We start from the raw sequence: 19,447 nt of genomic DNA, 5'->3' as shown, positions 1-19,447 counted from the left end.
TGCAAAACTCCACACGGCAATTCTCTCGGTTCGTTGGGGGCGAGTCAGGAACAGCTCAGGCGTTTCGTGCCATCAATCCGCCATCGACGGGGATTACGGCGCCGGTGATGTAGGACGAGGCCGGCAGGCACAGGCTCAGGGTCACATGGGCCACTTCGTCGGGCGTGCCATAGCGCCCCAACGCAGTGCGCCGCTTGGCGAAGATCGCCTTGTGTTCGGACGAGACGAAGGACGTCATAGGTGTGTCGATGGGGCCGGGGCAGATGCAGTTCACCGTGATCTGGTGCTTGCCCAGGTCGACGGCCATGGCTCGTGTCCAGCCAGCGACGCCTGCCTTCGCAGCGACGTAGGCGCTGTTGTCACCGGTGGCGCCGAGCGCTTCGGTGGAAGCGATGTTGACCACGCGAGGACTGCCGGATCGCTTGAGCCAGGGCAGGCAGGCCCGCAACAGACGCTGCTGGGAGGTCAGGTTGACGGTGAGCACCTCGGACCAGACCTCGTCGTACGTCGGGTCCTCCAGGTCGCAGAAACCCTTGATCCCGGCGTTGTTCACCAGCACGTCGAGTCCGCCGAATACCTCGGTCCCCCGCCTGACCGCTGATTCGATGGCCACGGGATCCGCCATGTCCGTGACGACGTCAACCACCTGGGCACCGGATCCGCGCAACTGATCGGCAACGGCTGCCAACTCTTCGGCGTCCCGGTCGAGCAGGATCAGTCGGGCACCATCCGATGCCATCAGTTGGGCCGTCGAGCGGCCCATTCCGTGGGCGGCTCCCGAGACCAGAGCGGTCAGGCCGTCGAGGGTGCGGGGGGATTCAGTCATCTTGGTATCTCCTGGCGTGGGGGCTGGCTTGGCCTGGTTGGTTGATGGGCGTAGTGATCAGAAGCCCTGAAAGATGGGAGAGCGACGCTCGGCGAAGGCTGCGACAGCTTCGCGGTGGTCCTCGCTCTCGGTGGCCTCGCGTCGAAGCTGGAGCCAGTCCGGCTCGGGCGACCCGGATCCGGTGGGCGCCATCGTCCAGTCCAACATTTGCTTGGTGCCGCGCAAGGCCAGTGGCGCCAAGCGGGACACGGACAGCGCTGTCCGCTGCGCGAACTCGCCGAATCCGTCGTCGGGAATCACCTGGCAGGCGCCCAGTTGTGCTGCAGTGACTGGCTGGGCCGTCAGGAGCATCCAGCGAAGGACTGGACCGGGGACACGGGATGCGAGGAATGCAGTCCCAGGTTCGTCATAGACGAGCCCCAGCCGAGCCGGTGGAAGACAGAAGCGACTCTGTTCGCTGGCCAGGACGAGGTCGCAGGAGAGAGCCAGCTCGACGCCGCCACCGAAACAATCACCGTCGATTGTTGACATGGTGACCATCGGGAGGCCGCGGAGTGCCTGCAAGGCGGACTTCCCGACCTCCTCATAGGCCAATGTCGCCTCCCAGGATCCCCGTTCACTGGCGAACTGGCCCAGATCGGCACCCGAGCAGAAGGCTCCGGGAACAGCGCTGCGCAGCACGACGCATCGCAGGTCTGCGCGCCCCGCCAGCCGGTCCGCAATGTGGGCCAGCGTGCGCCACATCGCCAAGTCGAAGGCGTTGCGAGTTCGCGGTCGGTCGATCCTGATCTCGGCCAAACCATCGGCCACTTCGACCAGACGGAGGGCCTCGGACGACTCAGGCATCGCGAACCACCTCCCGCGCCGGAACGCGCGCATCTGGTCTCGGGACCCCGGCCACTGGAGCCGTGGCAGCAAAGAGTCCCCCTCCGTCGGGGGTCGAGAAGTCCCCGGTAGCGATCAACAAGGTTTCCATGTCCGGGCCGCCAAAGGCGAGACTGGTCGTCAACGGCCCGGGGGCGCGATACCGCTCCAAGATGTGTCCTTCGGGTGAGATCCGGAATATGCGCTGCACGTTTGCCATCGCCACCCACAGGGTCCCGTCCGTCGCCATCGCGCACCCGTCGGGCTCACCCGGTCCCAAATCGATGCGCATGAGTTCGATTGGTTGCTCTTGGTCCAGCGCGATGACCCGGATCTGATGGGCCAAGGAGTCGCTGACATAGAGACGGTCCTCGGCCGGGCTGAGCGCCATGCCATTCGGCAGAGCCAAACCGGTCGCGATCAGTCGCGTCTCGCCGGATGTCAGCACCTTCCAGACCTTGCCCGCAGGGTGACCCGCAGCCGCAACCGTCGCGGGGCTCGTCTTGGCGACAGCGATCTCTTCAAGCCGGTTCTCCGCCACGGAGCCCGCATAGACGGCTCCCGACGAGTCAACGGTCAGGTCGTTGAAGCCGTGCACGCCGTGGCTCGAACCCACGACGCTTCTGGTCCCAGCCGCTGTCTTCACGTCCAAGCCCCTACCCGAGACCAACCAGCCGCCGTGCTCATGGCGGGCCAGGCCACCGATCCCCCGCCGGTGCGGGAACTCACACACCACGGGCCCGTCCTGGTCCAGGGGCACCGAGTGGACACCCCCGCCCAGCACGTCGGAGAAGAACACTCGTCCGCTCTGGTCGTCGTACGCAGGGCCTTCCACGAGCCCGAAGCCGCGAGCAAGCTCGCGAAGGTCATCGAACTCCAGTCCGGGGTCCTGTCGAGCCGCTTCGCGGTCCCAGAATCCGGCGAGCTCGCGCAGCCCCGGATAGTCCACCTTCTGGGGACCCCGCTTCGGGATCTCGTCGACCAGTTTCCACAATCGTGGACGCAGGGTCTTGGGCAGTTGACCGTCGAGCCATCCGGCCAACTCGGCAAGACTCAGGTGTGGGTCCTTCAGGGCGACGACGGCACCAACCTCCTGGCCCGCGACCGGGTCATCGATACCAACGACGGCCACCTCGAGCACGTCGGGGTGGGCCAGGATTGCTGCCTCGACCTGAGCCACGGCGATGTTCTCCCCGCTACGACGGATCGCGTTCTTGTCGCGTCCCAGGAACTCCAGGCTGCCGTCATGCCCCAACCTTCCGCGGTCCCCGGTCAGGAACCAGCGGTCCTCGGTCCAGGCCGTCGCGTCGTGCCCGGCCAGGTAGCCCCGCATCATCTGGTCCTGTCCCGTGTCCCGGACCTGGAGTTCTCCCGCGGCGCCGGTTGCAAGCACAGCGCCGCCCTCGTCGACGATGCGCAGTTCGAAACCCTCCCGAGGCCGGCCGTGCGCCATCTCTGAAGGCACGTCGGGATCAGCGAGGACCGTGACGAATCCTGTCTCGGTCATCCCCCATCCGGTCTGGGAGAGGCATCCGAATCGCTCACCGAACTCTGCAATCTCCTCGTGCGGGGCTCCGCCGAAGACCGAACGCAAGGTCGTCACACGTGAGTCAGGGAAGCGTCGAAGGAGAATGGGCAGCACGGACCCGACGTGGGTGAAGGCGGTGACCCCATGCTGTTCGACATCGACGAAGAAGCGCGAGGCCGAGAATCGCTCGGCCAACACCATGGAGGCTCCCGACGCCACGATGGTCATCAGGGAGATGACCTGGGCATTGCCATGGAAGAGCGGCAGGAAGACGTAGAAGACGTCTTCGGGCCCGGTACGCATCGTCGCGGCCACCGCCCGACCGGTCTCCACGTAGGAGGCGTGCGTTGTCTGTACTGCCTTCGGGAGGCCACTGCTTCCAGACGTGAACATCACGCTTGCCACCCCCTGCCAAGGCCCGTCCACCAACGTCCTGCGGTCGGTTCTGACCTCGACCACGAACCTTCTGGCCGGATCGGCCCAACCGGACCACGCCTGGCCCTCGGGTGCACGCTCATCCGTGTCGGTCAGCGCTAGGACTGGATTGGCGATGTCGTGCTGATGGCCACGCAGATCCCCCGTGAACTCAGGGTTGCCGGCCACTTGGACTGCGCCACAGCGTGCGATGGCGAAAATCAGCACCAAGTGGTCCACATGGTTGGCCAATGCCAGGAACACCCGGTCGCCTGGTGCCACCCCCGCGTCTCGGAGCCTCGTGGCTGCACGCTCAACCAGGTGGTCGAAGGCGCGATAGGTCAACTGCACCGAACCCTGGGTGACGAACTGGGCTTCGGGGTCGCGCTTAGCCGCGTCCACGAGCAGTCCATCGAGCGAAACCTGTGCCGCTGCGACGTGGGACGCCAACGCCGGTGGCCTCGGCGTCCCACTGCCAGGTGATCCCTGTGTCACTGGCTGGCCTCGCATCGGCTGCTGAAGGTGACGTCTTCGGTCAATTCAGACTCATACTTGCGCAGTGCAGCGTGGTAGGCGTCAAGCAGTTGGGGCCCGACACCGGCGTTCGCGTCCTTCAGCGTGTCCAACCAAGCCTGCTGGGTGCCTGTGCTGGCTGCCTCGGCCCAAGCCTTCGCTTCATCAGCAGGAGCCAAGTCAATCATCGGCGCTCCCGACTTCAGCACTTCACAGGTTGCTTCGAAGGACGGAGCGAAGTAGTCAGGGACCACGGACATGGCGAACTCTGCGCTGACCTCATTGATCACCGCCTGGACGTCTTGGGGCAAGGCATTGAACCGGTCAGCATTCATCGTCGTCGTCATCGCGGCGAGAGGCCCACTCACCCGACCCACGTCGACGAACTGTTCGACCACCTCGAAGGTTCGGAAGGACTCGTGTCCGTCAGGCGCCGTCATTGCCCCGTCGATCACCCCGCGATCCAAGGACTCGTAGATCTCCGGTTCGGTCATGGTCACCGACGAAACCCCGAGGGTGGCGAAGGCTGCGGACATGAGACCCGGGATCCTGAACTGCATGCCATCCAAGTCGTCCATGGAGCTGATCGGGGTGCGCAGCCCCAAGATCGGGGCCGGCACCGGACCGAAGTAGAGCAACTTCTGGTTCATCGACTCGAACTCCGCACGCATGGCGTCGTTGCTCTCGTACAGATCCCTGAGTGCCAGCAGGCTGGACTGCAGCCCCGTGGTCTGGAATGGGATCGACATGATGTTGGTCAAGGGGAACTCGGCAGGATGGCGCAACGGGGTGAAGATCCCAATGTCAGCGCGACCGTCCCGCACACAAGTCATGATGTTGGCGCTGTCGCAGAGCGCACCGTTGTAGATTGCCTCGAACTTGACCGCACCATCGGTGCGCTTCTCCACCTCGGCCATCCAGGCCTCATGGGCGACGCTGTGCGGGTTGCTCTCGGGCACGTAGCTGACATACGTCAGGGTCACCGTGCCGTCACCCGACCCGGAGCATCCACTGGCCAAGCCAGCAACCAACAGCAGCGAACCGAGCGCCCGAGTTGCGCGACCCAACATCCCCCCGCGTCGTCCCTTGGGACGTGCGATTCCAGCGAGCATCGTCTACCTCCGTCGTGGATGGAACTTCCTCCGGATGACCCGGATGGTGCCCGAGTGTTGACCAGTCAGCGCTGACTGTCAAGACCTCTGATCCGAATACATCGATGTAGGAACGCCCGTACTCATGGAAATATTGATCACTTCCTTGACAGTCTGCTCTGACTGTCGGCATGCTCTTGCAATTACTGCTTCACGAAGGAACAGGCGATAGCGATGGCTCCAGCGCACTCCACGACCACGGCACCCCTCAGGCCACGGTTCACTGCCCTGCGTACGACAGGGCGCCTACTCGATGGCCTTCTCGAACGCTGCACGAGCGCCGCAGCCGTGCTCAGCGCACTGGGCATCGTGGTGATCATGGTCGTGATCGTGGCGGACGTGATCTCACGCACCACCACGGGCGGCTCCCTGGTCGGGGCCTTCCCACTGGTCGAGGAGACGGTCACCGTAACCGTCTTCCTGGCCATCGCCTATGGCGAACGGACCAAGACGCATGTTCGCATCTCTCTCCTCACCAATCGGCTCCCGGGGCCGGTGGCGATGGGTGCCCGACTCATCGCGCATGCGGTCGCGCTGTTGATCACCGCGTGGATCTTCAAAGCCTGCCTCGGCAGCGCAATGGATTCCTTCGAGATCCGCGAGTTCCACGAGGGCCCTGCGGCCTTTCCGATCTGGCCGACCAAGATGGTCGTCGTCTTCGGCGCCGGCCTGCTCTTCCTGGAGTTCCTGGCCAGCACCATCAAAGTCATGTTCGGGGTCGAGCAGAAGGACCCAGAGATAGTGGCCGACGACCCGACCAGCATCGCTTCCACAGCAGGAGTGGCCTGATGACACCGGAACTCGCCACCCTGATCGTCGTTGGGGCCTTCATCGCACTCCTCATGTTCGAGTGCCCGATCTTCATCTCACTGACCGCCGCCGGCGCCTTGGGCGTCTACCTGCTCAGAGACGACATGATCGTCACGGCCGTGCTCGGCGACACGCCCTACACCGCGACGTCGTCCTACACCTTGTCGATCATCCCCATGTACATCCTGCTCGGGATGTTCGTGCTCCATGGCCGTCTGGCAGAGCGCCTGTTCATCGTGGCAGCGCATGTATTCCGCCGCATCCCTGGCGGCCTCGGTGTCGCCACCGTGGCAGCGTGTGCCGGATTTGCTGCCGTGTGCGGCTCCAGCGTCGCCACCGCCGCCACAGTCGGCAAGGTCTCCATCCTCGAGATGCGCAAGCGGGGATATCCGTCGCCGTTCGCTGGTGGCATCGTTGCAGCCGCGGGCACCCTGGGCGTCCTCATTCCTCCGAGCATTCTCTTGGTGCTCTACGGAGTACTGGCAAGCGAATCGATCCAAGGTCTGCTACTTGCCGGGATCGGACCGGGCATCCTCACCACCTTGGCCTACATCACGGTCACCGTCGTCATCGCACGAAAGGTGGTGGCCACACCTGACACCCCGGACAGCCTTGCCGACGTCCTTCCTGACGTCACCGCTGCTTCACGGCCCGCGAGTGTTCAAACGGCGCAAAGCACTGCCACTGAAACGTTGGTGGATGTACCGCAACAAACCTCACGGTGGCCACTGATCCGGGCGGTCAGTTGGATCGGCCTGATCTTCGCCGTGATCATCTTGGGCATCTACTCGGGAATCTTCACCGTGGTGGAGTCAGCGGCCGTGGCTGCGGTGGTCGCACTCGTGATGATGATCGTGGAATCCTGGTCCGGGGGCATGCGGCGGGGCCTGCGCAAGTTGCTCGACGCCGCAGAAGAGGCTGCAGCAGTGACCAGCATGTCCTTCGCCATCATGGTCGGCGCCATGGTGCTGACGTTCTTCCTGGTGCTCGGCCAGGTGCCGACACACCTGACCACATGGGTGCTCGGCATGGACCTCCCACCCACTCTGGTCATCATCGCCCTGTTGTTGTTGCTCGTCCCGATGGGCATGTTCCTCGAATCGCTGTCCCTGTTGGTTATCTTCGTGCCGCTGACGCACCCCTTGGTCGTAACCTTGGGCTTCGACGGGATCTGGTACGGGTTGCTGGTCGTGAAGCTGATCGAATTGAGTCTGATCACCCCACCGGTCGGGATGAATGTGTTCGTCGTGGCTGGTACGTCCAACATCCCACCAGAGAAGCTTTTCCGCGGGGTTCTTCCCTTCGTGGCTGCCGAAGCTGTGGTGATCTCACTCCTGATCGCCTTCCCGGCGATTACTCTGTGGCTCCCATCAACCGTAGGGAGTGCCTGAGATGGGTGCCTCACAGTCGACACCGGAAATGTCGGCGATACAAAGCGACATCCTCGCGGCCGCACTGCACTGCCTCGTGACCTTCGGCTACGCCGGCACGACAACCGTGGCCGTTCAACGCGAAGCAAAGGTCTCCCGAGGGTCACTCCTGCATTACTATCCTCGACGCGAGGACCTTCTCGTGGGCGCTGCCCGGAGGGCCATGAATCTCTGGCTCGACGAAATGGAGCTACGCGTGGAGGACCTGCGTCGCCTGGTCCCGGATGATGCCCATCGCCTCGAACCTGCCATCCGCTTGCGTTGGCACTCCTTCCACAATCCTGTCCATGGAGCATTCGCCGAGTTGTGGACCGCTTCCCGCTACAACGAAGAGCTGCGAGACGCCGTGTTGCGGCAGGAACGAGCGAACAGAGCACGCGTGGAAGCCTGCGATGCAAGGCTCTTCGGAACCTACGCCGACCATCCTTCGTACAGTGCCACCTTGCTTCTTCTGCACACAAGCATGCGCGGACGAGCAGAATCGTACGCATTGGTTGAGCGTGACTGGGACCATGACCCGATGATCAAATCTTGGACTCAGCTGGCTAGGACAGTGCTCGAAACCTAGCCCCAGGACCACTGCTGGATCAAGGCCCGCGGTGTGGTGGAAGTAGCTGGCCCGCCTGGCGCCCATCCATCGATTTACAGGGCGGCGAAGTTCCTGGCCGTCAGAACGCGGTGGGCACTGCTAGTGGTCGCATTTTTCCAGGCTCAACTCAAGGCTCCACTCATCGCAAGTTCGACGATCGAACCAACTGCGCCTTCAGTGGAGGCGACCAGCGTGGCGCCGCCAATCTTCCCCACGAGTGTCCGCAGTCGCCCCACCTTCTGGGACTGCTGCACGGATAGGTGACATCTGATCTGTGGTGCCGAGAGGTGCCGCTGGAAGGATGTGTGCTGTGCCGAAGCCGTACCCCAAGGAGTTCCGCGACGATGTCGTCCGCGTCGCGAGGAACCGTGAGCATGGTGTCCACCTCAAACAGATCGCTGCCGACTTCGGCATCAGCGAGTCGTGCCTGACGAACTGGATGAAGACCGCCGATGGCCAGAAGGGCGTGAAGCCCGGCGTGACCGCGGCCGAGAGCGCCGAGCTGCGTGAGGCCCGCAAGCAGATCCGGCTGCTGGAGCAGGAGAACGAAGTGCTCCGTAGGGCGGCCGCGTACCTGTCCCAGTCCAACCTCCCGGGAAAAGGCTCTACCCGCTCGTGAAGGAGCTCGCCGCTGACGGGATCCCCGTCAGCGGCGACGTGCCGGGTGCTCAAGCTCGCCCGCCAGCCGTACTACCGCTGGCTCGCTGCGCCGGTCACCGACGCCGAACTCGTCGAGGCGTACCGCGCCAACGCTCTGTTCGACGCCCACACCGACGACCCCGAGTTCGGGTACCGGTTCCTCCTCGACGAAGCAGCCGAGGCCGGCCAGACGATGGCGGAACGGACCGCGTGGCGGATCTGCTCGCAGCTGGGCTGGTGGAGCGTGTTCGGCAAGCCCAAGCGCGCCAAGAGCGGGAAGAAGCCCGGGCCACCGGTCCATGATGACCTGTGCGCGGTGGTGGACAAGCACGGCGTGATCCGCCATCAGTTCACCGCTGCTGCCCCGAACGAGCTGTGGCTCTCGGACATCACCGAACACCGCACGAGCGAAGGCAAGCTCTACCTCTGCGCGGTCAAGGACGTCTACTCCAACCGGATCGTGGGCTACTCCATCAGCGACCGGATGAAGTCCCGCCTCGCGGTCGCGGCGCTGAACAACGCCGTCGCCCGACGTACAGCCGAGGGCGGTGACGTGGCCGGCTGCATCGTGCACAGCGACAGAGGAAGCCAGTTCCGAAGCCGGAAATTCGTCCACGCCCTCAACCGCCACGGCATGGTCGGGAGCATGGGCCGGGTGGGCGCGGCTGGCGACAACGCAGCCATGGAGTCCTTCTTCGCGCTGCTGCAAAAGAACGTCCTCGACCGACGCACCTGGGCTACCCGCGAGGAGCTCCGGACCGCGATCGTCCGATGGATCGAGCGGACCTACCACCGCCGCCGACGCCAAGCCGCGCTGGGCCGGTTGACCCCGGTCGAGTTCGAGACCATCATGACCACGCCAGCCACTCAGGCTGCGTGACCCAACCTGTCACCCGTCCGTGCAGCAGTCCCGACCCCTGAGAGGAGCGTTGCGTGCAGTTCTAGGATCAGCGCGCCGACCCATGGCCGGGCAACCCCAACTGAAAGTGCGAATCACTTGGAAGTACTGGGATCGTGTGCGCCTGGAGTTGGAAGTTCCATGTCACCTTCCAACAGAACGACCCATCTGCTTGCACCGGAGCCACGCCTCACCGATCCAGGTGCGTCGCCAAATAGGCCTCCACCATCGTCTCCAGCTCCCTCGCTTGGCCTCCGCAGCGAGGGCTGCTGGCGTCGAACGCTTCGTCCAGTTTGAGATCTGAACCCGACCCTGCCGAGGTCGAACAACTCAACTACGCCCGCCAGAACGTGAGACGCGCCGTCACGGAGATCATTGCCAGTGGGCCAGAGGCGCAAACTGACCCACCGCCCGCTCTCCTCCGGGGAGGCACACGAGATCTCACTCTTCGGAGGGTGGCGCCAAAAGGCTCCCCCGTTGAGGCTGTCGTGGTGATGACATCTCAAGACGCCACCGAACCGATCGCGCAGCGTGTTCAATCATGGCTGGACACCTACGCCGCCCCGGACGCCGACGCTGCTTGGCTGCTGTGTGACCGCCATCCACGCGAATCCGTGGCACTCACCTTTGTTGCTGACGATCTGTCTGCGACCGCCCTCACCTATGGCGAGTTGGCCGACCGCTCGGCCCGACTCGCCAACACCCTACGGGCACGCGGCGTGGGCAGAGGCGACCGAGTCGGCGTACTGCTTGACAAGCAACCTGGCCTGCCCGTGGCCATCTTGGCTCTGTGGCGCCTCGGCGCCGTGCACGTCCCGCTCTTCACAGCCTTCGCTCGCGGCGCGATCGAGACCCGAACCCAGAAGAGTGGTGCTCGGATCCTGATCACCGAGGAGTCCCAGCGCTCAAAGGCAGAAGGCATCGCCAACCTCGAGATCCTCGATCTCGCAGACCTGGAGCGCACCGCTCAGGATGCCGAGCCGTTCACCGAGCGGATCGCAGTCGGTGGCGATGGACAGTTGATCGAGATCTTCACGAGCGGCACCACCGGCAGCCCGAAGGGCGTCCCCGTGCCGTTGCGCATACTCGCAGCGATCGAGAGCTATCTGCGCTTCTCCCTCGATCTCCACGAGGACGACGTCTATTTCAATGCCGCCGATCCCGGATGGGCCTACGGTCTGTACTTCGGGCTGCTCGGCCCACTGGCCACCGGCTGCGGTGCACTGATGACCACCGGTGGCTTCACGCCAACCGGCGCGGCAGAAGTCATGCGCCGGTTCAGCGTCACCAACTTCGCTGGGGCACCCACCATGTATCGCGCGATGCGCAGTAGTGACATCTCGCCACCACTCCACCTGCGCCGCGCCTCCTCCGCGGGGGAGCCCCTCAACCCCGACCTGATCCAGTTCGGGGTTGAGGCCTTGGGCTGCGAGATCCGCGACCAGTACGGCCAGACCGAGCTGGCCATGGTGGCCGGCAATCACTGGCACCCCGACGTCGCCCGACCAGTTGCGCCGAGTTCGATGGGTCAAGCTCTGCCAGGCTTCACGCTCGGCATCGTTGACGGCCAGCTGGCAGTCAACGTCGCCCAGAGCCCGTTGATGTGGTTCACCGGCTATGCCGATGACCCGGAACGCTCCGCCGAGCGGTTCACACCCGATCGTCAGTGGTATCTCACCTCGGACCTGGCCCAGGTCGACGCGCAGGGCAACTATTCCTTCTCCTCGCGCAACGATGACGTCATCCTTGCTGCGGGGTATCGGATCGGCCCCACCGACGTGGAGAGCGTCATAGTGACACACCCGGCGGTGGCGGAGGTGGCCGTTGTCGGCCGGCCCGACCCCACCGGCGTACGAGGTGAACAGGTTGAGGCATTCGTCGTCCTGGAGTCCGGGCACGAGCCCGGTCCTGCTCTGGAGGCAGAGTTGGCCGAGCTGGTCCGGACAACCTATTCCAAGCACGCCTACCCCCGCCGCGTGCATTTCGTCGAAGCGCTGCCAAAGACGCCGAGCGGCAAGGTTCAGCGATTCCTACTGCGAGAGAACGACCCTTCTTGACGCGATGACATCAGGGGAGCAGGCCACATCGGCGTGCCTGCACCACCGCCTCGAAGCGGGTCGTCGCGTGAAGTTTGAGCATGATGTTCTGCACATGAGACTTGACCGTGTGCAGCGAGATGCACAATCGTGCGGCGATCTGGCGGTTCGGCAGGCCACTTCCCAACAGCGTGAGCACGTCGAGCTCGCGGTTGGTCAGGTGCACTCCGCGAAGCGGATCGCTCGCTTGTCCCCGCAAGCGGGCAGCGACAGCAAGAGCACGGCGACCGGCGACCGGGTCCGAGGTCTCCGCGGCCAGAGCTCGCAGGTCGGCGTAAGCGTCACGCAAGCAGGAGCGCCACACGCTCGGCAACTCCTCGACCGCGTGCTCAGGCCCCAGCGAGGATGCTGACATGGTTGGCAACAGCCAATCCGCCCATGTTGTGGACAGCGACAACTTGCGCGTCCGGCACCTGCATGCCGCCGGCCGTGCCGGTGAGTTGCATCGCGGCAAGCACGTGCTGGCTGACCCCAGTGGCTCCCACCGGATGTCCCTTCGACTTCAACCCTCCCGAGGGATTGACCGGCAGCACCCCGTCACGGTGCAGACGCCCATCGGCAAGCATCTCTGCACCTTTGCCCCGTTCAGCCAACCCGAGCACCTCATAAAGGTTCAACTCAGCGATGGTGAAACAGTCGTGCAGCTCAACCAGCGACAGGTCGGCCAACGTGACGCCTGACATCTCCAGTGCCAGATGCCAGGCGAGCTCACTTCCGGCGAATGCCAGCGGGTCGCGTTTGTGCGCGGGAAGGAAGTCGTTGGCTTGGCCGAATCCCAAGAACTTGACTCCCGATGCCGTCGAGGCCGAGGTGAGGACCAGGGCTGCCGCGCCGTCCGAGACCGGTGAGCAATCCGTGCGGCGCAGTGGGCTCGCGACCATCGGGTTCCGGTCTGAGACTGTGCGACAGAACTCCTCATCGAAGTCCTTGCGCAAATGAGCAAAAGGGTTCGCGAGTGCGTTGTAATGGCTTTTGGCTGCGATCGCGGCGAGCGTGTCGGAGCAGTCGCCATAGCGCTCGGAGTAGGCGTTCGCGACCTCGGCGAAAAGCCCGGCGAATCCCGTCGTCGAGGTGCTCCCGGCCGACTCATAGTCAGCGCCGAGCAGACCCGCGCCGACCACTTCGGCGCTCGCCTGCGACATCTTCTCCGCCCCCACCACCAACACCGTGCGGGCGGTGCCCGCCAGCAACGCCGCCACACCTTGGTGCACAGCTGCCGAGCCCGACGCACAGGCGTTCTCCACCCGGGTTGCCGGCCGGCCGAAGAGATCGTCGGAGGCCTGCAGCGCCAGGGAGGAGGCAAAGCCGAGCGGATGGATCCCGCTGTTGAACTGGCCCAAGAAGATCGCATCCACTTCGCCCGGCTCAACCGCCGCCCTTGCCAACGCTTCGCGCGACACACTCACCACGAGGTCTTCCAGCGAGGCCTCCAACTTGCCGAATGGCGTGTGGGACCATCCCGCGATGTGCACCTCGGCGCCGAAGCGTTCTGCCAGTGTCATGCCGATGCCTCCTGCTCATCGATCTCGAAGTCAGCTCCGGTGGCCTCGACCAGTGCCTCTCGAGTGACGCCGGGCGCACGGCGCACCAGCACCAGCTGCTCGTCGACCACATCGAAGACCGCGCGATCCGTGATGATGCGATCGACGACTCCCGCTCCGGTCAACGGGAGGTCACAGGTGGCCACCACCTTTGGCTCTCCCTCCTTGGTGACATGATCGGTCAGCACAATCACCCGGCGGGCACCAACAACCAGGTCCATGGCACCCCCCATGCCTTTGACCAAGCGGCCGGGAATCGACCAGTTCGCCAGGTCCCCACCTCCGGAAACCTGCATCGCACCCAGCATTGCGACATCGATGTGGCCCCCACGGATCATCGCGAATGACGTCGCCGAGTCGAAATAACTAGCCCCTGGGGCCGCGGTCACCGTCTGCTTGCCCGCGTTGATCAGATCCGCATCCTCCTCGCCTTCCAACGGGTGATCGCCCATGCCAAGAAGACCGTTTTCGCTGTGGAATAACACGCGCATCCCCAGAGGGAGCTGTGCCGGCACCAATGTCGGCATGCCGATGCCGAGATTGACATACATGCCATCGCGCAGCTCCGCCGCCGCGATCGATGCCACCTCCGCCCTTGTCCACATCTCAAGCCCCCCTCTCCAGCCGCACGACCTCACCGCTGGAACGACGGCGTACGACTCGCTGCTCGATCGGCTTGGGCTCGGGGGGCGCCTCGACCACGTGGTCGACGAAAATCCCGGGGGTGTCCACAAGATCCGGGTCAGTGAAGTCCGCGCGGAAGACCTCTGCCTCGACGAAGGTGCATCGACCAGCGGCGGCAACCAGCGGGTTGAAGTTGCGCGCAGTACGTCGATAGGTGAGATTGCCTTCTGGGTCCGCCGTGTGAGCGCGCACCAGTGCCACGTCTGCAACAATTCCTCGCTCGAGCACGTAGAGGTCGCCGTCGAACTCCGCGTGCGGCTTCCCCTCGGCAACGACCGTGCCAACACCAGTGCGGGTATAGAAGCCTGCTATGCCCGCACCGCCAGCCCTCAGTCTTTCGGCCAGTGTTCCCTGCGGAGTGAACTCCACCTCGATGGCACCCTCCAGATAGCGCTGCGCGAAAAGAGTGTTCTCCCCGACGTATGACGCGATCACGCGAGCAACCTGGCCACCATCGATGAGCAAGCCCAGACCTTTCCCGTCCAAACCCATGTTGTTGGACACAACAGTGAGGTCACGAACACCCAGGCGCTGCACCACCTCAATCAGCCCGAACGGATTCCCACACAGGCCAAAACCGCCGACCGCGACCACGCTTCCGTCCACAAGCGTTTCGGCCAACAGACCAGTGACGTCGTCACGAAGTTTGGACATGATCACCTCCCGCTCTCGAAGAAGGCGGCATTGGCCGCGATGTGGTGCTCCTCGCCCGGGCGAGGAGCACGGTCGGGAAAGATCGCCGAAACAGGGCACACCGGTTCGCAGTTGCCGCAGTCGATGCACTCATCCGGGTGGATGAACAGCTTGTTGGGTCCCTCATAGATGCAATCCACTGGGCACTCGTCGACACAGGCTCGATCTTGAACGTCGATGCAGGGCTCTCCGATGACGAAAGGCATCAGGCAACCTCTCCCACGGCAACCGAGCGGGCCACCGGTGTCGTCGTCTCTGTCGAATGACCTCCGAAGAGGGGCGCCTCGGGGTGAATGACCCGACAGGCGTTGCTGACCGCAGTCGCCGCCTCGCCGAAGCCGACTGAGATCAAGGGCACCTTGCCGTCGTACGTCGTGATGTCGCCCGCCGCAAACACTCGCTCGCGATTGGTGTGCATCCGTGAGCCAACCGGGATGTGCCGCTGGCGCTCGATGCCCAGATCCCACTCCAGGATCGGACCCAATCGAGCGGTGAACCCGAGCGCTGCGACCACGCGGCCACAAGGCTCAGTCGTGCGACTCCCGTCTGCGTGCTCGACCAGGACCGCCTCCAGTTCATGGTCATATACCGACCCAACGACCTGCGCTCGGGTGAGCAACCGCACCCCCTGCTTCTGGGCAAGCGACACCGAGTGCGCATGAGCCCGGAAACGGTCTCGGCGATGCACGACCGTGACCGAGCCGGCCACCGGTGACAACATCAATGCCCAGTCGAGCGCACTGTCGCCGCCCCCAACGATCACTATGTCCTGATCGACGTAGGGATCGAGGGATGTCACGAAGGAGTCGACGTCCTCGGCTCTCAAACCCGCAGCCGTCGGCAGCCGTCGAGGCGAGAAGTGACCCACTCCGCCTGCGACGATGACAGTGCGTGCACCGATCACGGTCCGTGCATCAGTGTGCAGATCCAGGCCCGCCGCACCGTCAACTGCGCCGGAGCGGCTGGTCATGCGCTCGACGCGTTGGCCGAGGTGGAAGGTTGGAGCAAAAGGCTGGACCTGCTCCTCAAGCCGAGCAATGAGCTCCGCACCAGAAACAGCGGGAAAGCCTGCGACATCCGCGATCACCTTCTCCGGATACATGGCACTGACTTGTCCCCCCACGACCGGCAACGCATCCACGATCGCCACGTCCAGGCCACGGAACCCCGCATAGTAGGCGGCATAGAGTCCGGTCGGCCCCGCGCCGACGATTGCCACGTCGACCTGGTCGGAGGCGCCCCCAAGCACGTCAGACAAGGGAGACTCCCTTCGCGTCGTACACGTCGATGACGGCCATCGGGCAGGAGTCACGAGCCTCCAGCACGTCCTCGAGCAAGTCCGGCGAGGGATGCGGGTCGATCACCCGAACCCAACCGTCCTCGTCCTTCCCGAAAACGGTCGGGGCTGCAGCTCTGCACCCTCCGCTGGCCGCACACTGTTGGCTTCTCGCCACAACGGTCAGCTGGCTGGGCGCACTCACAGGACCACCGGTCGAGACTCGAATCCGCGCGCAATGATGTTGGTGACACGGCGACGCGGCGCTTCCTCCCCGGCCCGGATGTCGGGGTAGTTGTCGAGGATGTGGTTGAAGACCACCCGGCCCTCCAGCCTTGCCAGCGGCGCCCCCACACAGAAGTGGATGCCATGCATGAAGGACAAGTGCTTGTTGTCCTCACGGTGGATGTCGAACTGGTCAGGCATGGTGAATCGTCGGGGATCGCGGTTGGCGGCCGGAACACAGCCCCAGATCAACGATCCAGCCGGCAACTGATGCTCCCCCACGACAACATCCTTGGTGGCCTGCCGGACGATGAAGTGAAGAGGTGGGTCGATGCGCAGCATTTCCTCGATGGCTGCGGGCAGCAAGGACCGGTCGGTGCGAATGGCGGCCAAGACCTCGGGGTGGTCGAACAGCAGGGTCAGCCCCGTGCCGATCAATGTTGTGGTGGTCTCGTTGCCAGCCACCAAGAGCAATGCGATCTGTGCGAGCAGTTCGATGTCCCCCAGGACGTCGCCGTCGATCGTCTCAGTCCGAACGAGCTCGGAGATGAGATCGGCCCGCGGCGACTCCTTGCGCTCGCGGACAAGGCTCGCCAAGTAGTCAAACAACTCCAGGGAAGTGCTGATCGCCCGAGCGCGCTGCTCGCCCTGCACGATTGGGTCAAAGGTGGAGGCGTACGCATAGGACCACTCGCGAAAACGTGGCCGCATCCCGGCTGGCACACCCAGGACCTCCGCAATCACGGCGACCGGAACATCCGCAGCGAAGCCCGGCATGATGTCCAGCTCCTCGCCGCGCGGGTGGCGTTCGAGCAGTTCCTTCGCCACCTGGCTGACCATCCCTTCCCAGTTCATCACTGTCGCGGGCGTGAAGACATGCCGGAAGGTGCTGCGGATCCGGGTGTGCGTCGGAGGGTCCGCAAACATGAACAACCGCGATGCGATGTCGATGAAGCGGAGATGCTCGGCATCGCTTGGGTCGTGGTCGCTGGCGGCCATCCCCCAGAACACATCACTGGAGAAGGTCTCGTGATCGCCGGCAATCTGGCGAACCTGCGTGTATCGGGTCACCAGATGACCCTTCAGCACATCTGACCAGTGCACGCCGTCGCCCGCCTCACGCAACTGCGCATAGAGCGGATACGGATCCTGCACGCCACCGGTCAACAACGCGTTGACCACATCTGTCATGTCCTGCCCAGTCGGGCTCGCGGAGGCTACTTCCTGCGTCATCGGGGTCTCCCAGGTCCGGGGACGGCACGTGTCGACCGTCACATCGAGAGCAACTATCACCTCCACAGATCAAAAAGTCAACGCTCTGTCGATTATTTTCGACGTTGCGTTGATTCAAGGAGTGTCGGCGCTGCCCACATGACCTTCCCGCCGGTGCCGGCAAGCACGCGCGCACACCTGAACTCCGGCCGCCCGATGACGGGACGAACGGGGAGCGCAGGGCAAACGGACGGGAGCGCCTATGTCCGGGGGCGCGGGCGTCGACTCACCGAATCCGGATGCAGCAATCGCTCGAAAGCGGCCGTGAGCGCCGCGACCATCTCGCGCTCCTCGGCTTCGTCATGCTCCCGCGAGAAGAGCATGTAGAAACTCCGCTCAACCATCCAGCAACCGATCTCGACGGCCCTGCGAGCCCCACCGAGTGGAGTCGGATCGACCGTCGGATCGAGCGCGAACTCGACCTCAATGCGGTCGGCAATGAACCCGATGAAACGCTCCATGATCTCGCGCCAGCGATCGGTCGCCTCGTCCGCGTGCGAACTGCGCTCGGCCGCCGCGAGGAAGACGACACGATGCCGCTTCCAGCCGAGGTACGTCGCCTCCAATGCGCCCGCAAGGAAGTCCTCGAGAGGCGCCGTGGCCGGCAATGCCAGATACTGCTCGAACATCTCGGCGGATGCGCGCTCGACCAACGCGTCAACCACATCCCACTTGCTGTCGAAGTAAAAGTAGAGGCTTGAGCGCGAAACTCCGACCGCCTCGGCGAGCCCGTCGATGGTCAGGTCAAGAGCAGCTCGATCGCGGAGCTGTTCCTCGGCGGCATCGAGGATCTCATTGCGCCGACGATCGCCCTTGCGCAGTTTTTGCCCGACCCGCCGACGTGATGACGGCGCGCCTCCCACCACCGTCTCGCGATCTGCCATGACTCCAATCTAGACCGCCGAGTGGCGGCACTCGTGACCAGGCATAAAAAATCGACACACTGTTGACTTTTCGAATGACGTGAGTCACAGTGATCCGCCGGGCGGCGAGACAGGCCGACCCCACGACGCCGACTCTCAACTTGAGGAGGTCCCATGCCCTGGGCCACCGTCACCACCCGCCATGGACCGCGCATCGGTCTCGTCCACGACGACGGGATCCGCATCGCCCATGACGACCGCACAATGATCGACCTCATCCAAGGCGGCCGAGCCATGATCGGGACGCTGGCTCGCGAGTTGTTGAACCGCCCATTCGAGGTCGTCGGCCAAGACGACGCGCGAGTCCAGTCCCCCATTCCGCGACCCCCTGCGATCCGGGACGCACTCTGCTTCCTCGAGCACATGCGCGGGTGCATGCGCGCCCTCGGTCGCAGTGACCAACTTGCTCCGGTCTGGGAGGAGATCCCCGCGTTCTACTTCGGCAACCCGGCCAGCGTGATCGGCCCCTATGCCGATGCACAGGTCTCGCCTGGCGCCCAGTGGTGGGATCTCGAACTCGAGGTCGGAGTCGTGATCAGCAAGCCTGCCCGCGACATCAGCGTGACCGAAGCCGGAGGGCATATCGCTGGCTACACCTTCTTCTGCGACTGGACCGCCCGCGACCTGCAGGTCAAGGATCTTGAGATGGGGCTGGGCCAGGGCAAGGGCAAGGACGGCGCCACCACGCTGGGCCCTTGGCTGGTGACCGCTGAAGAGGTCGCCGACCACACCCGCGATGGTCGACTCGACCTCAGGGTGGCCGCGACCGTCAATGGCGAGACGCTGGCCACTGGCTCCACCGCCGACATGGACTGGACCTTCGAGCAAGTCATCGCCTTCGCTTCACGCGGCACCGAGCTTGCTCCCGGCGACATCATCGGCTCCGGCACCATCCCTGGGGGATGCCTCCTGGAGCACGCCACCGCCCAAACCCTCGCAGATGAGAAGACGTGGCTGCGAGTCGGCGACGAGGTCTCCTTGCACGGCGAGGCCCTCGGCGCCACACGGCAACGCGTCACCGCCAGCGCCAAACCCCACCCGCTCCACCTGAGCTGAACCGGAAGGACTGAGACCA

The 19,447-nt window shown here is 64.3% G+C and carries 17 protein-coding genes and 2 pseudogenes; 6 read left to right on the top strand and 13 right to left on the bottom strand.

Features of this window, described 5'->3' with window-relative positions; all coding sequences use genetic code 11:
• Nucleotides 1–55: 55 nt before the first annotated feature.
• The 4 genes from Q9R27_RS11760 to dctP are packed head-to-tail and all read right to left on the bottom strand — an operon-like array spanning nucleotide 56 to nucleotide 5,215.
• The gene (locus Q9R27_RS11760; protein ID WP_311252566.1) at nucleotides 56–826 is read right to left on the bottom strand and encodes an SDR family NAD(P)-dependent oxidoreductase; all 771 of its coding nucleotides are present in this window, start codon (nucleotides 824–826) and stop codon (nucleotides 56–58) included.
• Nucleotides 827–883: 57 nt separating this feature from the next.
• A complete protein-coding gene (locus tag Q9R27_RS11755; RefSeq protein ID WP_311252565.1) occupies nucleotides 884–1,672 on the bottom strand; it encodes an enoyl-CoA hydratase/isomerase family protein in 789 nt (262 codons plus the stop codon).
• Complete coding sequence (locus Q9R27_RS11750; protein ID WP_311252564.1) at nucleotides 1,665–4,142, bottom strand: AMP-binding protein; 2,478 nt, start codon at nucleotides 4,140–4,142, stop codon at nucleotides 1,665–1,667. Before Q9R27_RS11750 ends, Q9R27_RS11755 begins: the two co-directional genes overlap by 8 nt.
• Nucleotides 4,124–5,215, bottom strand: coding sequence for a TRAP transporter substrate-binding protein DctP (gene dctP / locus Q9R27_RS11745; protein WP_311252680.1), 1,092 nt, complete (start codon nucleotides 5,213–5,215; stop codon nucleotides 4,124–4,126). Before dctP ends, Q9R27_RS11750 begins: the two co-directional genes overlap by 19 nt.
• A gap of 369 nt (nucleotides 5,216–5,584) precedes the next feature.
• On the opposite strand from dctP, the gene Q9R27_RS11740 reads away from it, so the two are divergent.
• From Q9R27_RS11740 to Q9R27_RS11720, 5 genes and pseudogenes are all read left to right on the top strand, one after another.
• Nucleotides 5,585–6,085: a TRAP transporter small permease gene (locus Q9R27_RS11740; RefSeq protein WP_311252563.1), complete on the top strand. Its 501-nt coding sequence runs from the start codon at nucleotides 5,585–5,587 to the stop codon at nucleotides 6,083–6,085.
• Nucleotides 6,085–7,497, top strand: a complete 1,413-nt coding sequence (locus Q9R27_RS11735; protein WP_311252562.1) for a TRAP transporter large permease — start codon at nucleotides 6,085–6,087, stop codon at nucleotides 7,495–7,497. Before Q9R27_RS11740 ends, Q9R27_RS11735 begins: the two co-directional genes overlap by 1 nt.
• A 1-nt stretch (nucleotide 7,498) precedes the next feature.
• Nucleotides 7,499–8,104 carry a TetR family transcriptional regulator gene (locus Q9R27_RS11730; RefSeq protein WP_311252561.1) on the top strand — a complete coding sequence of 202 codons (606 nt, stop codon included), beginning with the start codon at nucleotides 7,499–7,501 and terminating at the stop codon, nucleotides 8,102–8,104.
• 331 nt (nucleotides 8,105–8,435) lie between these two features.
• Nucleotides 8,436–9,644 (top strand): annotated as a pseudogene (locus Q9R27_RS11725) (IS3 family transposase).
• 368 nt (nucleotides 9,645–10,012) lie between these two features.
• Nucleotides 10,013–11,719 carry an AMP-binding protein gene (locus Q9R27_RS11720; RefSeq protein WP_311252560.1) on the top strand — a complete coding sequence of 569 codons (1,707 nt, stop codon included), beginning with the start codon at nucleotides 10,013–10,015 and terminating at the stop codon, nucleotides 11,717–11,719.
• 10 nt (nucleotides 11,720–11,729) lie between these two features.
• On the opposite strand, the gene Q9R27_RS11715 is transcribed toward Q9R27_RS11720, so the two are convergent.
• The 9 genes and pseudogenes from Q9R27_RS11715 to Q9R27_RS11675 form a co-directional block, all read right to left on the bottom strand.
• Nucleotides 11,730–12,113, bottom strand: coding sequence for a response regulator transcription factor (locus Q9R27_RS11715; RefSeq protein WP_311252559.1), 384 nt, complete (start codon nucleotides 12,111–12,113; stop codon nucleotides 11,730–11,732).
• The gene (locus Q9R27_RS11710) at nucleotides 12,088–13,260 is read right to left on the bottom strand and encodes a thiolase domain-containing protein (RefSeq protein WP_311252558.1); all 1,173 of its coding nucleotides are present in this window, start codon (nucleotides 13,258–13,260) and stop codon (nucleotides 12,088–12,090) included. Before Q9R27_RS11710 ends, Q9R27_RS11715 begins: the two co-directional genes overlap by 26 nt.
• Nucleotides 13,257–13,904 (bottom strand): 3-oxoacid CoA-transferase subunit B, encoded by a 648-nt coding sequence (locus Q9R27_RS11705; protein WP_311252557.1) that lies wholly within the window; start codon nucleotides 13,902–13,904, stop codon nucleotides 13,257–13,259. Before Q9R27_RS11705 ends, Q9R27_RS11710 begins: the two co-directional genes overlap by 4 nt.
• Nucleotide 13,905: 1 nt before the next feature.
• Nucleotides 13,906–14,637, bottom strand: coding sequence for a CoA transferase subunit A (locus Q9R27_RS11700; protein WP_311252556.1), 732 nt, complete (start codon nucleotides 14,635–14,637; stop codon nucleotides 13,906–13,908).
• Between the two features lie 14 nt (nucleotides 14,638–14,651).
• Nucleotides 14,652–14,882, bottom strand: a pseudogene (locus Q9R27_RS11695) (indolepyruvate ferredoxin oxidoreductase subunit alpha); the annotation flags it as partial.
• Nucleotides 14,882–15,925: an NAD(P)/FAD-dependent oxidoreductase gene (locus Q9R27_RS11690; protein ID WP_311252679.1), complete on the bottom strand. Its 1,044-nt coding sequence runs from the start codon at nucleotides 15,923–15,925 to the stop codon at nucleotides 14,882–14,884. The gene Q9R27_RS11690 and the pseudogene Q9R27_RS11695, both read right to left, overlap by 1 nt.
• A 1-nt stretch (nucleotide 15,926) precedes the next feature.
• Nucleotides 15,927–16,130, bottom strand: a complete 204-nt coding sequence (locus Q9R27_RS11685; protein ID WP_311252678.1) for a ferredoxin — start codon at nucleotides 16,128–16,130, stop codon at nucleotides 15,927–15,929.
• A 23-nt stretch (nucleotides 16,131–16,153) separates the two neighbouring features.
• Nucleotides 16,154–17,410, bottom strand: coding sequence for a cytochrome P450 (locus tag Q9R27_RS11680; RefSeq protein WP_311252555.1), 1,257 nt, complete (start codon nucleotides 17,408–17,410; stop codon nucleotides 16,154–16,156).
• A gap of 239 nt (nucleotides 17,411–17,649) precedes the next feature.
• Nucleotides 17,650–18,333, bottom strand: coding sequence for a TetR/AcrR family transcriptional regulator (locus tag Q9R27_RS11675; protein WP_311252554.1), 684 nt, complete (start codon nucleotides 18,331–18,333; stop codon nucleotides 17,650–17,652).
• A gap of 153 nt (nucleotides 18,334–18,486) precedes the next feature.
• Between Q9R27_RS11675 and Q9R27_RS11670 the strand changes: the two genes are divergently transcribed.
• Nucleotides 18,487–19,428 (top strand): fumarylacetoacetate hydrolase family protein, encoded by a 942-nt coding sequence (locus Q9R27_RS11670; protein WP_311252553.1) that lies wholly within the window; start codon nucleotides 18,487–18,489, stop codon nucleotides 19,426–19,428.
• Nucleotides 19,429–19,447: the final 19 nt, after the last annotated feature.

The organism is Nocardioides sp. AE5, from assembly GCF_031844485.1.
Classification (GTDB): Bacteria; Actinomycetota; Actinomycetes; order Propionibacteriales; family Nocardioidaceae; genus Nocardioides.
The sequence above is the reverse complement of the archived record's forward strand: the minus strand, read 5'-3'. Positions and strand labels throughout refer to the sequence as shown.

Bases quoted from the DNA above. Each gene is read 5' to 3' on its own strand.
- Q9R27_RS11760 (WP_311252566.1), bottom strand. From the start codon at position 826: ATGACTGAATCCCCCCGCACCCTCGACGGCCTGACCGCTCTGGTCTCG.
- Q9R27_RS11755 (WP_311252565.1), bottom strand. From the start codon at position 1,672: ATGCCTGAGTCGTCCGAGGCCCTCCGTCTGGTCGAAGTGGCCGATGGT.
- Q9R27_RS11750 (WP_311252564.1), bottom strand. From the start codon at position 4,142: ATGCGAGGCCAGCCAGTGACACAGGGATCACCTGGCAGTGGGACGCCG.
- dctP (WP_311252680.1), bottom strand. From the start codon at position 5,215: ATGTTGGGTCGCGCAACTCGGGCGCTCGGTTCGCTGCTGTTGGTTGCT.
- Q9R27_RS11735 (WP_311252562.1), top strand. From the start codon at position 6,085: ATGACACCGGAACTCGCCACCCTGATCGTCGTTGGGGCCTTCATCGCA.
- Q9R27_RS11730 (WP_311252561.1), top strand. From the start codon at position 7,499: ATGGGTGCCTCACAGTCGACACCGGAAATGTCGGCGATACAAAGCGAC.
- Q9R27_RS11715 (WP_311252559.1), bottom strand. From the start codon at position 12,113: ATGTCAGCATCCTCGCTGGGGCCTGAGCACGCGGTCGAGGAGTTGCCG.
- Q9R27_RS11710 (WP_311252558.1), bottom strand. From the start codon at position 13,260: ATGACACTGGCAGAACGCTTCGGCGCCGAGGTGCACATCGCGGGATGG.
- Q9R27_RS11705 (WP_311252557.1), bottom strand. From the start codon at position 13,904: ATGTGGACAAGGGCGGAGGTGGCATCGATCGCGGCGGCGGAGCTGCGC.
- Q9R27_RS11700 (WP_311252556.1), bottom strand. From the start codon at position 14,637: ATGTCCAAACTTCGTGACGACGTCACTGGTCTGTTGGCCGAAACGCTT.
- Q9R27_RS11680 (WP_311252555.1), bottom strand. From the start codon at position 17,410: ATGACGCAGGAAGTAGCCTCCGCGAGCCCGACTGGGCAGGACATGACA.
- Q9R27_RS11675 (WP_311252554.1), bottom strand. From the start codon at position 18,333: ATGGCAGATCGCGAGACGGTGGTGGGAGGCGCGCCGTCATCACGTCGG.
- Q9R27_RS11670 (WP_311252553.1), top strand. From the start codon at position 18,487: ATGCCCTGGGCCACCGTCACCACCCGCCATGGACCGCGCATCGGTCTC.